General features: G+C 43.0%; 14 protein-coding genes and 1 riboswitch. Of the genes, 13 read left to right on the plus strand and 1 reads right to left on the minus strand.

Annotated elements, in window-relative coordinates:
- Nucleotides 1–594: 594 nt before the first annotated feature.
- The 13 genes from J7E52_RS09935 to purD all read left to right on the plus strand — a co-directional run bounded on the left by J7E52_RS09935 (nt 595) and on the right by purD (nt 13,919).
- Entirely contained in the window at nt 595–795 is a 201-nt protein-coding gene (locus J7E52_RS09935; protein WP_095390347.1) for an NETI motif-containing protein, read from the plus strand.
- Nucleotides 796–869: 74 nt separating this feature from the next.
- A riboswitch (purine riboswitch) is annotated at nt 870–971 on the plus strand.
- Between the two features lie 179 nt (nt 972–1,150).
- Complete coding sequence (purE, locus tag J7E52_RS09940; protein WP_214746304.1) at nt 1,151–1,639, plus strand: 5-(carboxyamino)imidazole ribonucleotide mutase; 489 nt, start codon at nt 1,151–1,153, stop codon at nt 1,637–1,639.
- Nucleotides 1,623–2,783, plus strand: a complete 1,161-nt coding sequence (gene purK, locus J7E52_RS09945; RefSeq protein ID WP_214745453.1) for a 5-(carboxyamino)imidazole ribonucleotide synthase — start codon at nt 1,623–1,625, stop codon at nt 2,781–2,783. The genes purE and purK overlap by 17 nt, the downstream gene beginning before the upstream one ends.
- Entirely contained in the window at nt 2,780–4,072 is a 1,293-nt protein-coding gene (gene purB / locus J7E52_RS09950; RefSeq protein WP_034306123.1) for an adenylosuccinate lyase, read from the plus strand. Before purK ends, purB begins: the two co-directional genes overlap by 4 nt.
- A 103-nt stretch (nt 4,073–4,175) precedes the next feature.
- On the plus strand, nt 4,176–4,895 hold the full coding sequence (gene purC, locus J7E52_RS09955; RefSeq protein WP_214745456.1) for a phosphoribosylaminoimidazolesuccinocarboxamide synthase: 720 nt from the start codon (nt 4,176–4,178) through the stop codon (nt 4,893–4,895).
- The gene (purS, locus tag J7E52_RS09960; protein ID WP_034306118.1) at nt 4,888–5,142 is read left to right on the plus strand and encodes a phosphoribosylformylglycinamidine synthase subunit PurS; all 255 of its coding nucleotides are present in this window, start codon (nt 4,888–4,890) and stop codon (nt 5,140–5,142) included. The genes purC and purS overlap by 8 nt, the downstream gene beginning before the upstream one ends.
- Nucleotides 5,139–5,825 carry a phosphoribosylformylglycinamidine synthase subunit PurQ gene (purQ, locus tag J7E52_RS09965; protein WP_214745458.1) on the plus strand — a complete coding sequence of 229 codons (687 nt, stop codon included), beginning with the start codon at nt 5,139–5,141 and terminating at the stop codon, nt 5,823–5,825. Before purS ends, purQ begins: the two co-directional genes overlap by 4 nt.
- Nucleotides 5,809–8,028, plus strand: coding sequence for a phosphoribosylformylglycinamidine synthase subunit PurL (gene purL / locus J7E52_RS09970; protein ID WP_214745460.1), 2,220 nt, complete (start codon nt 5,809–5,811; stop codon nt 8,026–8,028). The genes purQ and purL overlap by 17 nt, the downstream gene beginning before the upstream one ends.
- Nucleotides 8,013–9,428: an amidophosphoribosyltransferase gene (gene purF / locus J7E52_RS09975; protein WP_076372696.1), complete on the plus strand. Its 1,416-nt coding sequence runs from the start codon at nt 8,013–8,015 to the stop codon at nt 9,426–9,428. Before purL ends, purF begins: the two co-directional genes overlap by 16 nt.
- 42 nt (nt 9,429–9,470) lie before the next feature.
- A complete protein-coding gene (gene purM / locus J7E52_RS09980) occupies nt 9,471–10,496 on the plus strand; it encodes a phosphoribosylformylglycinamidine cyclo-ligase (RefSeq protein WP_214745462.1) in 1,026 nt (341 codons plus the stop codon).
- Nucleotides 10,496–11,071 (plus strand): phosphoribosylglycinamide formyltransferase, encoded by a 576-nt coding sequence (purN, locus tag J7E52_RS09985; protein ID WP_214745464.1) that lies wholly within the window; start codon nt 10,496–10,498, stop codon nt 11,069–11,071. Before purM ends, purN begins: the two co-directional genes overlap by 1 nt.
- An 18-nt stretch (nt 11,072–11,089) precedes the next feature.
- Nucleotides 11,090–12,625, plus strand: coding sequence for a bifunctional phosphoribosylaminoimidazolecarboxamide formyltransferase/IMP cyclohydrolase (purH, locus tag J7E52_RS09990; protein WP_214745467.1), 1,536 nt, complete (start codon nt 11,090–11,092; stop codon nt 12,623–12,625).
- Nucleotides 12,626–12,644: 19 nt separating this feature from the next.
- Nucleotides 12,645–13,919 (plus strand): phosphoribosylamine--glycine ligase, encoded by a 1,275-nt coding sequence (gene purD, locus J7E52_RS09995; protein WP_214745470.1) that lies wholly within the window; start codon nt 12,645–12,647, stop codon nt 13,917–13,919.
- 49 nt (nt 13,920–13,968) lie between these two features.
- Here purD and J7E52_RS10000 read toward each other — a convergent pair whose 3' ends face one another.
- Entirely contained in the window at nt 13,969–14,235 is a 267-nt protein-coding gene (locus tag J7E52_RS10000; protein ID WP_137018230.1) for a YgaP-like transmembrane domain, read from the minus strand.
- Nucleotides 14,236–14,291: the final 56 nt, after the last annotated feature.

The raw sequence follows: 14,291 nt of genomic DNA on the forward strand, positions 1-14,291 counted from the left end.
CACACACTTCATATCGTCGGCAGCGTCAGATGTTTAAAAAAGACAGCTTCAGCGCCGATGGTAGTTGGGGGTTTCCCCCTGTGAGAGTAGGACGCCGCCAAGCCATTTAAAAAGATCAGCCATCCGGCTGGTCTTTTTTTGTATTGCAATATTTACATATTTCAGGGAGGAGTGACGCAAATAATATCTAATTCATCCGATTTATCGTTAAATCATCACAAATTACAACAGCTCACTTTTTTAAACAGTCGTACTTGAATTGAAATAATCCATGAGAGCAAGATACGAATATGTACCGATCATGTAGCAGAGGTTGTTTTCATGAATCAGTATATAGTAATTCAGAGGGGGAGAAGGGGAGGATATTGAAGGGGATGTATAATTTATGAGTGTAGGTGTTTTTGCAGAAGACAGGGATATTATAATCTGAGGTATTATGAAATTTCCATTATAATGTAACGATTTTATTGAAATGTATTCTTGTCTTTACTTGTTCTTTTCATTATACTAGGAAGAATTTATGGATGATAATAATGCTAGTTGGATGCTAAGGAAGAAGACAGACAAAATAGAATTATGGAAGGGATCGGTATTGTGAGTAAAAAGAGTAAGGAAAAGTTTGAAGTTATCGAGGGCGAGACGATCGATGCATGTTTAGATCGAATTAAAGCGGCGGGGTACTTTCCTGTAAGGCGGACGGAAGAGCCTATCTTTGCCGAGAGAATCGAGAATGGCAAAGTCCATTATGTGCCAGTTGATCGAAAAATTGTATTCGAAGCAAAATTAATTGAGTAAAACACGAACGATTAATTAATATCATGTAAAAATATTCGATTTTAACTTGACATTAAAATGGCCGGAAGGTAAGATGAAGTTACATTAATACATCTCATATAATCATGGGGATATGGCCCAAAAGTTTCTACCTGATGACCGTAAATCATCGGACTATGAGAAAAGCATCTGACTATTTCGGAAACTAGCCAAGTCTTTTTGTATTTTTTCAAAAGGGCTTTCTTTTCCGGACAGGTTGCTTTCTCGATGAGGAAGCAACCTGTCCGGTTTTTTAATTTACATGTTATAGATAAATGATAAGCGTCCGTCTGCATACTCGGGACGCCATAATATGAGTGTTGGAGGGAAAGATGATATGAAACCGCAAGTTGGGGTTATTATGGGAAGTGTCTCGGATTGGGAAACGATGAAATACGCTTGTGAATCATTGGAACAGCTTGAGATTCCCTATGAAAAAAGAGTCGTTTCCGCCCACCGGACGCCGGATTTACTATTTGAATATGCAGAGAGTGCAAAAGATAGAGATATTAAAGTGATTATTGCCGGAGCAGGCGGGGCTGCACATCTTCCAGGCATGACCGCCGCTAAAACGATTGTCCCTGTGATAGGCGTGCCAATACAGTCGAAGGCATTAAATGGGATGGATTCGTTATTATCGATTGTTCAAATGCCTGGTGGCGTACCGGTTGCAACGGTTGCGATCGGAAAAGCTGGGGCAGTCAATGCCGGTTTGTTTGCGGCTCAAATATTAGCAGCTTTTGATGCTGACATTGCTGATAGGTTAGAGGCTTTACGAGACGAAACCAGAGAAAAGGTGTTACAGAGCAGTGAACAACTTAAATAATACAATCATTTTACCGGGACAGACTATTGGAATAATCGGCGGTGGGCAATTGGGCAGGATGATGGCCTTATCGGCTAAGGCATCGGGCTTTAAGATAGCGGTCCTTGAGCCGACTGCAGAAGGCCCATGTGCTCAAGTGGCGGATATTGAAATCACTGGTGCTTATGATGATATCGAAGCATTGAAAAGATTAGCTGAGGTCAGTGACGTCATAACATACGAGTTTGAAAATATCAGTTCAGAAGCCCTGGATTGGTTAAAGCAACATGCATTTCTTCCACAGGGCTCAGAATTATTAAAGATGACACAGGATAGACTTACGGAAAAAAAAGCCATATCTGATGCAGGAGCAACCGTTGCTCCATATCAGGAAATACAGGATATTTCAGAAATTTACCTTCATATAGAGAAATTAGGGTACCCTAGTGTGTTAAAAACGACGCGGGGCGGTTATGATGGAAAAGGGCAGTTGGTCATTAAGGAAGAAGCCGATATCAAAAAGGCTGAATCCCTGCTCAAAACAGGTAAATGTGTGCTGGAAGCCTGGATTCCTTTCGTAAAAGAAATTTCCGTCATCGTGACGCGCAAGGCAGATGGCGAGGCAAGTCATTTTCCGATTGCGGAAAACATTCATATTGAAAACATTCTTCATAAAAGCATAGTTCCCGCCCGTATTAGTAGCCAAGCTGAACGGAAAGCTATTAATGAAGCTTTGCAGCTTGCAGAGAAACTTGATTTGGTGGGGACATTGGCAGTCGAGATGTTTTTAACCGCTCAGGATGATATCATCATTAATGAATTAGCGCCAAGACCTCATAACTCAGGCCATTATACAATGGAAGCATGTGAGACTTCACAGTTCGAACAGCATATAAGGGCTGTCTGCAATTGGCCGCTCGGAAATACGGAGTTATTGAAGCCTGTGGTAATGATAAACATCCTTGGTGAGCATATCGGGCCCTTAATGGATGAAATTCCGACGCTTTCAGATTGGAAGGTTCACCTTTACGGTAAGAAAGAAGCAAAGCTTAAGAGGAAAATGGGTCATGTGAATATTTTACGTCCAACGATTGAGGAAGCTCTTTTGGAAAGTGATCGAAGCAAAATATGGAATCAACAGGTTGAAACGGAGGAAGTAAAATGATTGAACGTTATACCCGCCCAGAGATGGGAAACATTTGGACAGAAAAGAACCGCTTTAATGCGTGGTTGGAAGTTGAAATCTTAGCTTGTGAAGCATGGTCTGAGCTAGGTGTCATTCCAAAAGAAGATGTGAAGCTTCTTCGTGAAAATGCCACATTCGATGTGGATCGTATCAATGAAATCGAAAAAGATACACGCCACGATGTTGTTGCTTTTACACGTGCGGTTTCTGAAACGTTGGGTGAAGAACGGAAATGGGTCCATTACGGACTGACTTCCACTGATGTGGTGGATACAGCTCTTTCATATGTGATAAAGCAAGCGAATGAGATCCTTGCCAAGGATTTAAATAACTTCGTGGAAATCCTGAAAAATAAAGCGAAAGAACATAAATACACGGTTCAAATGGGACGTACACATGGAGTTCATGCTGAGCCGACCACTTTTGGGTTGAAACTGGCTCTTTGGTATCAAGAAATGAAACGCAATGTCGAACGTTTTGAAGAAGCTAGAAAGAACATAGAGGTTGGGAAAATCTCTGGAGCTGTCGGAACTTACGCAAACATCGACCCGTTTGTTGAAAAATTCGTTTGTGAAAAGCTAGGCCTTGAAGCAGCGCCAATTTCAACACAAACATTGCAGCGCGATCGCCACGCACATTATATGAGCACATTGGCTTTAATAGCGACATCGATTGAAAAGTTCGCAGTGGAAATTCGCGGCTTGCAAAAAAGTGAAACACGCGAAGTGGAAGAATTCTTTGCAAAAGGACAAAAAGGATCTTCGGCAATGCCTCATAAACGGAATCCAATCGGTTCTGAAAATATGACGGGTATGGCTCGTGTAATCCGCGGTTACATGATGACAGCATATGAGAATGTGCCATTATGGCATGAACGTGACATTTCGCATTCTTCTGCTGAGCGCATCATCTTGCCGGATGCAACGATCGCATTAAACTACATGCTGAACCGTTTCAGCAACATAGTGAAGAACTTGACCGTTTATCCAGAAAATATGAAACGCAATATGGACCGTACGCTTGGTTTGATTTTCTCACAACGTGTGCTGCTTTCCCTTATCGATAAAGGACTTGTCCGTGAAGAAGCATATGATACGGTTCAGCCGAAAGCGATGGAAGCATGGGAGCTTCAGGTTCCATTCAGAAGCCTGATCGAAAAGGATGATAAAATCACAAGCTTGCTTACGAAAGAAGAACTTGATGATTGTTTCGATCCTACACATCACCTGAAAAATGTTGATGTAATTTTTGATCGTTTAGGTTTATAAAAGTGAAGGCGGCAAACATGGCACCTCTAAACGGTGAAATGTTTGCCAAGCCTGACCAATGGCAGGAAGATTCATAATATTCACAATGTGGGGGTCTGGACAGATGGAAAAACGAGAATTGTTGTATGAAGGAAAAGCGAAACAGATTTTTGCAACGGACAACAGTGAAATAGTATGGGTGGAATACAAGGATTCGGCAACAGCATTTAATGGTGAGAAGAAATCAGAGATTGCCGGAAAAGGTAAGTTGAATAATCAAATTACTAGCTTACTATTTTCAAAGCTTGCCCAAGAGAATATCCCGTCCCATTTTATTGAAATGCTTTCCGACCGGGAGCAGCTAGTAAAGAGGGTATCCATCATTCCGCTTGAAGTCGTTGTCAGAAATACGGCTGCCGGCAGTTTTTCTAAAAGGACTGGCATTGAAGAAGGCCAGCCGCTAAAGAAAACGCTGATTGAGTTCTACTATAAAGACGACGAGCTCGGCGATCCTCTGTTAACGGAAGACCATATTGAAGAATTGGAACTTGCAAGCAAGGAAGATGTAGCGATTTTAAAAGAAAAGGCACAAGAAATCAGTAACGTCTTAACTACCTTCTTTAAAGAGTTGGACATTAAATTGATTGATTTTAAATTAGAGTTCGGTAAAACGCCGAATGGAGACATTCTGCTGGCAGATGAAATTTCACCTGATACCTGCCGATTATGGGATATTAAAACGAACGAAAAGTTAGACAAAGATGTATTCCGCCGTGATTTAGGAAGTTTAACAGATGCTTACGAAAAAATACTAGCAAAGTTGGAGGGCACTCAACATGTATAAGGTTAAAGTATATATCACACTACGCGAAAGTGTACTAGATCCACAGGGAGCAGCAGTGCAACAATCACTTCATAGTTTGACTTATAACGAAGTTAGTGATGTTCGAGTGGGGAAATACATTGAACTTACAATTAAGGATACGGATCGTGATTTAGATCAACTTGTGAAGGAAATGTGTGAAAAACTATTGGCCAATACGGTAATTGAAGCTTACCGTTATGATGTTGAGGAGGTTATCACCCAATGAAATTTGCTGTCATAGTTTTCCCTGGTTCCAATTGTGATGTCGATATGTACCATGCGATAAAGGATGCACTGGGGGAAGAAGTGGAGTATGTTTGGCACTCTACAGACAATCTAGATCAGTATGATGGGATCCTTCTTCCTGGAGGTTTCTCTTATGGAGACTATTTACGCTCTGGAGCAATTGCACGATTTTCGAATGTAATGGCCGAAGTCGTAAAAGCGGCACAAGCAGGAAAGCCTGTATTGGGTGTCTGCAATGGTTTTCAGATTTTACTTGAAGCAGGACTTTTACCTGGGGCGATGCGCCGTAATGAAGGCTTGAAATTCATTTGCCGCAATGTAGGCCTGAAGGTTGAAAATAATCAATCGATGTTCACGACAGGATATGAATTAAATGAAACGATCATGATCCCGGTTGCCCATGGAGAAGGGAATTACTACTGCGATAATGAGACATTGGCTGAATTAAAACAAAATAACCGCATCTTGTTCACGTATGATGGTGAAAATCCAAACGGAAGCTTGGAACAAATAGCGGGAATTACAAATGAACAAGGAAATGTCCTCGGAATGATGCCTCATCCCGAACGTGCTGTTGATTCGCTGCTTGGCAGTAAAGACGGCTTAAAGATTTTTCAATCCATCGTAAAAAACTGGAGGGAATCACATGTTATTACAGCTTGAACCAAGTCCGGAAAAAATTAAATCGGATCGATTGTACGCAACTATGGGGCTATCCGATGATGAATTTGCAATGGTGGAGAAAATCTTAGGCAGACTGCCGAATTATACGGAAACTGGATTGTTTTCGGTAATGTGGTCAGAGCATTGTTCCTACAAAAATTCAAAACCCATCTTAAGGAAATTCCCGATTACGGGGGAGAAAGTGCTACAAGGTCCTGGTGAAGGAGCAGGTATCGTTGATATCGGTGACGATCAGGCTGTCGTTTTTAAAATTGAAAGTCATAACCACCCATCGGCAATAGAGCCTTATCAAGGTGCTGCTACTGGTGTCGGCGGTATTATCCGTGATGTTTTCTCCATGGGTGCCCGCCCGATTGCGATGCTGAACTCGCTTCGCTTCGGTGAGCTAGACAATGATCGCGTGAAATACCTATTTAAAGAAGTGGTTGCAGGGATTGCAGGATACGGGAATTGTATCGGAATTCCAACTGTCGGCGGAGAAATTCAATTTGATCCATCGTATGAAGGAAATCCTCTGGTTAATGCAATGTGTGTCGGTTTGATCGATCATAAGGACATTAAAAAGGGCCAAGCGCATGGAGTGGGCAACACAGTTATGTATGTGGGTGCCAAAACTGGACGTGATGGTATACATGGAGCAACATTTGCATCTGAAGAGCTATCAGAGTCTTCGGAAGAAAAACGGCCTGCCGTACAAGTAGGAGATCCATTCATGGAGAAACTGCTTTTGGAAGCATGCCTTGAATTGATTCAAAATGATGCCCTTGTTGGCATTCAGGATATGGGAGCAGCAGGTCTTACAAGCTCATCGGCCGAGATGGCGAGTAAAGCTGGCTCAGGAATAAAAATGAACCTGGATATGGTACCGCAGCGTGAAACGGGAATGACAGCATATGAAATGATGCTTTCTGAATCACAAGAGCGGATGCTGATCGTTGTCACTAAAGGACGCGAACAGGAAATCGTTGACTTGTTTACGAAATATGACCTAGAAGCGGTTGCTGTTGGTGAAGTAACGGATGATAAAAATCTAACACTTTCCCATCAAGGTGAAATCGTTGCTGAGGTTCCGGTTGATGCATTGGCTGAAGAAGCTCCGATTTATCACAAGCCATCTGCAGAACCGCAATATTTCCGTGACTTCCAAAGCATGACGGCAGAAGTGCCAGTCATTGAAGATTATAAAGAAACATTGGTATCACTATTGAAGCAACCGACAATTTCGAGTAAGGAATGGGTTTACGACCAATATGATTACATGGTCCGCACGAATACAGTCGTCTCACCTGGATCGGATGCGGCGGTAGTGCGTGTACGTGGTACGAATAAAGCCCTTGCCATGACGACGGATTGCAACTCCCGCTTTATTTATCTAGATCCTGAAACAGGTGGCAAAATCGCAGTGGCTGAAGCAGCCCGTAACATCATTTGCTCGGGTGCGGAACCTTTAGCGATTACAGATTGCTTGAATTTTGGGAATCCAGAAAAACCAGAAATATTTTGGCAACTGGAAAAAGCGGCAGACGGTATGAGTGAAGCTTGCAGAAGCTTAAGTACACCTGTAATTGGCGGAAACGTTTCCCTTTACAATGAAACGAATGGTGAAGCGATTTATCCGACACCTGTAGTTGGGATGGTTGGTCTAGTCAGTGACCTTCAGCACATCACTACACAAACATTTAAAAATGAAGCCGATTTGATTTATGTGGTCGGCGAGGCGAAAGTTGAATTTGGAGGCAGTGAATTACAGAAAATGCTCGAGGGTAAAATCTTTGGACGCGCTCCAGAACTTGATTTGGCCGTTGAACAAAAACGTCAGCAGCAAATTCTGACTGCAATCCAAAAAGGACTTGTTGCATCAGCCCATGACCTTTCGGAAGGCGGTTTGGCAGTGGCATTAGCTGAATCTTTATTCGGGGCTAGCAAACTTGGGGCAAAAGTGAATATATCCGGCGAACCGGTATCCGAATTATTCAGTGAAACGCAATCACGATTCTTACTGTCCATCAATCCTGATAACCAAGCGGCATTTGAAGCACTTGTTGAAGATGCGATCTGCATCGGCTCAGTAACCGCTGATAATAAATTAGTCGTGGCAACGAGTGAAAGCAAAGTATTGGAAGCGGACGTTGAAGATTTACAAACAGCTTGGAAGGGAGCCATACCATGCTTGCTGAAATAAGAAGCCTAAACGAAGAGTGTGGTGTTGTTGGAGTCTGGGGACATCCCGATGCAGCGCAGCTTGCTTACTACGGGTTGCATAGCTTACAACATCGTGGTCAAGAGGGAGCGGGCATCGTCGTGACTGATGGTGAGCAGATGTCCATCTCTAAGGGCGAAGGTCTTGTCACAGAGATATTCACGGCCGAAAAAATGCAGGCACTTTCCGGTAGCGGTAAAGCGGCAATCGGCCATGTCCGTTATACAACGGCAGGCGGCGGCGGGTATCAAAATGTTCAGCCTTTCCTGTTCAATTCGCATACAGGAGGGCTGGCCCTTGCCCATAATGGGAATATAGTCAATGCCCATCAGTTAAAAGCACAGCTTGAAGGACAGGGAAGCATTTTTCAAACGACATCTGATACGGAAGTTTTGGCACATCTGATTAAACGCTCCGGCTACTCGGATGTAAGAGATTCCGTGAAGAACAGTTTAAGCATGCTGAAGGGAGCCTATGCCTTTGTCATCATGACCGAAAACCAAATGATCATGGCAAGAGATCCGCATGGCTTCCGTCCACTTTCCTTAGGGAAAATAGGCGATGCATATTTCGCTGCATCCGAAACATGTGCACTTGATATTGTAGGTGCAGAATTCATCCGCGATATTGAGCCCGGTGAACTCGTTGTCATTAATGATGAGGGAATCACATCCGAGTACTTTTCGCTCTCCAGCCAACAGGCAATGTGCACGATGGAGTACGTGTATTTTTCCCGTCCGGATAGCAACATTGATGGTATCAATGTTCATACGGCACGAAAGAACCTTGGCAAGCAAATGGCACTGGAAACCAAAATTGAAGCCGATGTAGTTACAGGCGTACCTGATTCCAGCATTTCGGCAGCGATTGGCTATGCTGAAGCTGCAGGCATTCCCTATGAAATGGGTTTAATAAAAAATCGGTATGTCGGACGGACGTTCATTCAGCCATCACAAAGTCTGCGTGAACAAGGCGTTAAGATGAAACTATCACCTGTAAGAGGGGTAGTAGAAGGCAAGCGGGTCATAATGGTTGATGATTCAATCGTCCGTGGGACAACGAGCAGAAGGATTGTCCGCATGTTAAAAGATGCCGGAGCGAAAGAAGTGCATGTAGTAATCAGCTCACCACCGATCAAGAATCCATGTTTTTATGGCATTGACACGTCTAAAAAGGAAGAACTGATTGCGAGCTCTAAATCGGTGGAGGAAATAAGGGAAATCATCGGTGCTGATTCCTTAACTTTTTTAAGTGTCGAAGGTATGGTCGAAGCAATTGGACGACCGTTTCCTGGAGAAACGCGCGGTTCATGCCTAGCTTGTTTCACCGGAAATTATCCGACTGAAATTTTTGAATACGAACGAGAAAAAACAAAATGTTAATCAAGTCGGCAATGATGATTGATTTTCGGAGGAGGATTTCAAATGGCTAATGCATATAAACAGGCTGGTGTGGATATTGAGGCTGGTTATGAAGCGGTAAATCGAATGAAAAAACATGTAAAGCGCACATTTCGTCCAGAAGTAATGAATGGTCTGGGCGGTTTCGGCGGCATGTTTGATTTATCTTCCTTGAACCTTAAAGAACCTGTGCTCATTTCTGGTACGGATGGAGTGGGTACGAAACTTTTGTTGGCGTTCATGATGGATAAACACGATACAATTGGAGTGGATTGTGTAGCTATGTGCGTCAATGATGTTGTCGTTCAAGGTGCTGCACCTTTATACTTTTTAGATTATATTGCCTGCGGTAAAGCAGATCCCGAACGAATTGAAATGATCGTCAAAGGAATTGCAGATGGCTGTGAGCAGGCGGGCTGTGCTTTAATCGGCGGAGAAACGGCTGAAATGCCAGGCATGTACGAGACGGAAGAATATGATGTGGCAGGTTTTACTGTAGGTGCCGTTGAAAAATCACGTCTAATTACTGGTGAAGCAATCTCGGCGGGTGATGTCGTTATTGGACTCGCTTCAAGCGGTATCCACAGTAATGGGTATTCCCTTGTTCGTAAAATCCTTCTTGAAGACTCAGGTATGGGGCTTCATGACTTCGTACCGGAACTGGATTGCAAGTTGGGAGAAGAATTATTAAAACCGACAAAAATCTATGTGAAGTCCGTATTATCGACATTGGAAAAATTTGAGGTTAATGGTCTTGCCCATATCACTGGCGGAGGATTCATCGAGAATATTCCGCGTATCCTTCCTGAAGGATACGGTGTTGAAATCGAGCTTGGAAGCTGGGAAATTCCAACTATATTCTCATTCCTTGAAGAAAAAGGGAACCTTGTAAAAGAAGAAATGTTCAATATCTTCAATATGGGTATTGGAATGACGGCTGTCGTCAAAAAAGAAGTGGCATCAGATGTGCTAGCCCACCTGCGGTCTTGCGGTGAAAAAGCCTCAGTTATTGGAACGGTTGTGGATGGAAATGGAGTGTCGTTCAAATAATGAAACGCCTTGCTGTCTTTGCATCAGGTAACGGTAGTAATTTTCAATCAATTGCTGAAGCAATAAAAAGTGGAAAGTTGGAGGCGGAAATCTGTCTTGTCGTTTGCGATCGTGAAGACGCATATGTGCTTGAGAGAGCTAAGCTTGAGAATATTGACTCTTTCTCCTTTTCAGCAAAAAATTACTCTAACAAGACTGAGTATGAATCGGAAATCCTGGAAAAACTTCGCCAGTATGAGATAGAATTCATCATTCTTGCTGGTTATATGCGTTTGATCGGTCCGACATTATTACAACAGTATTCACAGAGGATTGTGAACATCCACCCTTCTCTTCTGCCTAGTTTTCCAGGCAAGGATGCAATTGGCCAGGCTTTTGACGCCGGAGTGAAGGAAACGGGGGTAACGGTTCATTATGTTGATGATGGAATGGACACAGGACCGGTGATTGCCCAAAAAGCAGTGCCAATTCTTGAGGGGGATACGAAAGACATCCTCCAAAAAAGGATCCAGGAAATGGAGCATGACTTGTATCCATCAGTTTTGCAGGAGCTATGCCACAAGAAACTTACTTAATGGAGGGACCAACATAACATGAAGAAACGTGCATTAATTAGTGTATCGGATAAAACGGGTATCGTAGAATTTGCTCAAGGTTTAATTGAAGCAGGTTTTGAAATCATTTCTACAGGCGGTACCAAAAAAACGCTTCAGGATAATGGTATTGAGGTAATTGGAATCAGTGACGTCACCGGTTTCCCGGAAATATTGGATGGACGTGTTAAAACGCTTCACCCGAATGTCCATGGAGCAGTGTTGGCAAAACATGATGACAAAAATCACGCAGCACAGCTTGCTGAGCATAATATTGAACCCATTCAACTTGTCTGTGTGAACCTATATCCATTCCAAGCGACTATTTCCAAACCGGAAGTCACTGTGGAAGATGCTATTGAAAACATCGATATCGGTGGACCGACAATGCTTCGTTCTTCTGCTAAAAACCACGAATATGTGACTGTTATCGTTGATTCCAATGATTATCCTACCGTATTGGCTGAGCTGAAACAAAACGGAGGGGTAACAAAAACCACGAATCGCCGCCTGGCTGCCAAAGTTTTCCGTCATACGGCAGCATATGATGCAGTTATTTCAGAGTATATGACAGAGCTTGCCGATGAAGAAAATCCTGAATCGTTGACTGTTACCTATGAATTGAAACAGTCGCTTCGTTATGGGGAAAATCCACATCAAAAAGCCGCATTCTATAAAAAGCCGCTTGGTTCCGTTTTCTCAATTGCAGAAGCGAATCAATTACATGGAAAAGAACTTTCATACAACAACATCAATGATGCTGATGCAGCACTTCAAATCGTTAAAGAATTCAATGAGCCGGCTGCAGTTGCAGTCAAACATATGAATCCTTGCGGCGTCGGTGTCGGTGCGACCATTTTGGAAGCATATGAAAAAGCTTATGAGGCAGATGCCACTTCCATTTTCGGTGGGATCATCGCTTTGAACCGTGAAGTTGATAAGGCGACTGCGGAAAAGCTTCATGAAATTTTCCTTGAAATCATCATTGCCCCTGGGTTTACACAAGAGGCAGTGGAAGTATTGACAAGCAAGAAAAACCTTCGTTTATTAACGATCGATTTCAACGCGGTTAAAAAGCCTGAACGTAAATTGACATCCATTGAAGGCGGATTACTTATTCAAGATCGGGATGCACATAGCTTAAAGGATGCAGAGGTAAAAGTGGCGACGAAACGTGAGCCTACCCCTGAAGAGTGGAAAGCCATGGAACTTGGCTGGAAAATCGTGAAGCATGTCAAGTCGAATGCGATAGTGGTTTGTAACGATCAAATGACATTAGGTGTTGGCGCAGGTCAAATGAACCGTGTGGGAGCTGCAAAAATTGCTCTTGAACAAGCTGGGGAAAGAGCGACAGGAAGCGCATTGGCATCAGATGCTTTCTTCCCAATGGATGATACTGTAGAAGCGGCAGCGAAAGCGGGCGTAACGGCAATCATTCAGCCTGGTGGATCTGTAAAAGATGAGGATTCAATCAAGAAAGCTGATGAATACGGGATTACGATGGTGTTTACAGGAATTCGTCACTTTAAACATTAATCAAAAATGAGGTGCGATAATGAATGTACTAGTAATTGGCCGGGGCGGCAGGGAGCATGCCATAGCCCGCAAACTATTTGAGAGTAAACGGGTTGGGACTGTTTTTGCAGCACCGGGAAATCCAGGGATGACCGATGTGGCGACTCTTGTACCAATTGATGAAAACAATCACGAAGAACTGGTTGCCTTTGCCAAGAAGAATGCAGTTTCATTAACGGTGATCGGGCCTGAAACCCCGTTGTTGAATGGACTTGCCGATGATTTTACAAAGGCCGGACTACAGGTATTTGGCCCTAATGGTCGTGCTGCTGTCATCGAAGGAAGTAAATCCTTTGCTAAAGATCTAATGAAGAACTACAGCATTCCCACAGCAGAATATGAAACGTTTTCTGATTATAATGCATCAAAGGCATATATCGAAAAAATGGGTGCCCCCATTGTCATAAAAGCGGATGGTTTGGCTGCAGGAAAAGGTGTCGTAGTTGCTATGACGATGGAAGAGGCGTTAGACGCCATCCATGAAATGCTTGTCGGGGCAAAGTTCGGGGAAGCATCTGCCAAAGTCGTTATTGAGGAATTCCTTGATGGCGAGGAATTTTCATTGATGGCATTCGTTAATGGGGAAAAAGTGTATCCGATGGTCATTGCTCAAGATCATAAGCGGGTTTTTGATGGAGATCAGGGTCCGAACACAGGTGGAATGGGTGCGTACTCACCAGTGCCGCAAATTTCCGATGAAATGATTCAGACTGCAGTCGAAACGATTCTTAAGCCCACGGTAAATGCGATGATTTCTGAGAATCGGAGTTTTACAGGAATATTATATGCCGGGTTGATCGCTACTGAAAAAGGCACAAAAGTCATTGAGTTCAATGCCCGTTTTGGCGATCCGGAAACGCAAGTTGTTTTACCGCGCCTAAAAACAGATTTCGTGGATACGCTTGAAGCGGTTCTTTCTGGAGAGGATCTGCAACTTGAGTGGCATGAAGAGGCAGTGCTTGGAGTGGTCGTCGCAGCTGATGGATATCCAGGGGAATATAAAAAGGGATCTATCATTAAAGGCTTGGAAAAGATTGATCATAATGCACATGTTTATCATGCTGGAACGGCTCTCAATAATGAGGGGAATTTCATCTCGAATGGCGGACGTGTACTTCTGGTTGCTGCAAAAGGGAAAGATTTGGCCTCTGCCCAAGCTGAAGTATATAAAGAGTTAGGGCATATTGAGAAAGACGGCTTATTTTGGCGAACGGATATTGGCTACCGTGCAATAAAATACAATTTTTCATCATAATATAAAGAAGCTGACTCTAAGCGGAGTCAGCTTCTTCTTTAGAAAAAACTTAATATGAATCAGATTGATTAGATTCATTTTCCTGTTTTGGTTCACTTTTCATCAAGTTTTGTCCGTTTTCCATCGCATCGACGACAGGACAATAGCGGAGTATGCCTTCGCCTATTTTCATGGCAGAAAGCATCACCACGATTATGTAAGATTGGTTTTTCCATGGTTTTTTCACCATTTTAGCCATAGCCCATGTAAGAAATGTAAAACCACAGGTAATTCGCATTAATGCATTTATTATACTGATATTTTGTTTAAACTTCATTTAAAGTCCGTCCCTTCACAAAAATTTAACAATATTCTGGATAACATTACTGTTCT

It is taken from the genome of Bacillus sp. ISL-34 (assembly GCF_018613325.1).
Lineage (GTDB): Bacteria > Bacillota > Bacilli > Bacillales > DSM-1321 > Peribacillus.

Excerpts from the sequence above, each read along its gene's own strand:
- purF (WP_076372696.1), top strand. The coding sequence starts at position 8,013 with ATGCTTGCTGAAATAAGAAGCCTAAACGAAGAGTGTGGTGTTGTTGGA.
- J7E52_RS10000 (WP_137018230.1), bottom strand. The coding sequence starts at position 14,235 with ATGAAGTTTAAACAAAATATCAGTATAATAAATGCATTAATGCGAATT.
- purE (WP_214746304.1), top strand. The coding sequence starts at position 1,151 with ATGAAACCGCAAGTTGGGGTTATTATGGGAAGTGTCTCGGATTGGGAA.
- purS (WP_034306118.1), top strand. The coding sequence starts at position 4,888 with ATGTATAAGGTTAAAGTATATATCACACTACGCGAAAGTGTACTAGAT.
- purN (WP_214745464.1), top strand. The coding sequence starts at position 10,496 with ATGAAACGCCTTGCTGTCTTTGCATCAGGTAACGGTAGTAATTTTCAA.
- purB (WP_034306123.1), top strand. The coding sequence starts at position 2,780 with ATGATTGAACGTTATACCCGCCCAGAGATGGGAAACATTTGGACAGAA.
- purM (WP_214745462.1), top strand. The coding sequence starts at position 9,471 with ATGGCTAATGCATATAAACAGGCTGGTGTGGATATTGAGGCTGGTTAT.
- purL (WP_214745460.1), top strand. The coding sequence starts at position 5,809 with ATGTTATTACAGCTTGAACCAAGTCCGGAAAAAATTAAATCGGATCGA.
- purQ (WP_214745458.1), top strand. The coding sequence starts at position 5,139 with ATGAAATTTGCTGTCATAGTTTTCCCTGGTTCCAATTGTGATGTCGAT.
- purD (WP_214745470.1), top strand. The coding sequence starts at position 12,645 with ATGAATGTACTAGTAATTGGCCGGGGCGGCAGGGAGCATGCCATAGCC.
- purC (WP_214745456.1), top strand. The coding sequence starts at position 4,176 with ATGGAAAAACGAGAATTGTTGTATGAAGGAAAAGCGAAACAGATTTTT.
- purH (WP_214745467.1), top strand. The coding sequence starts at position 11,090 with ATGAAGAAACGTGCATTAATTAGTGTATCGGATAAAACGGGTATCGTA.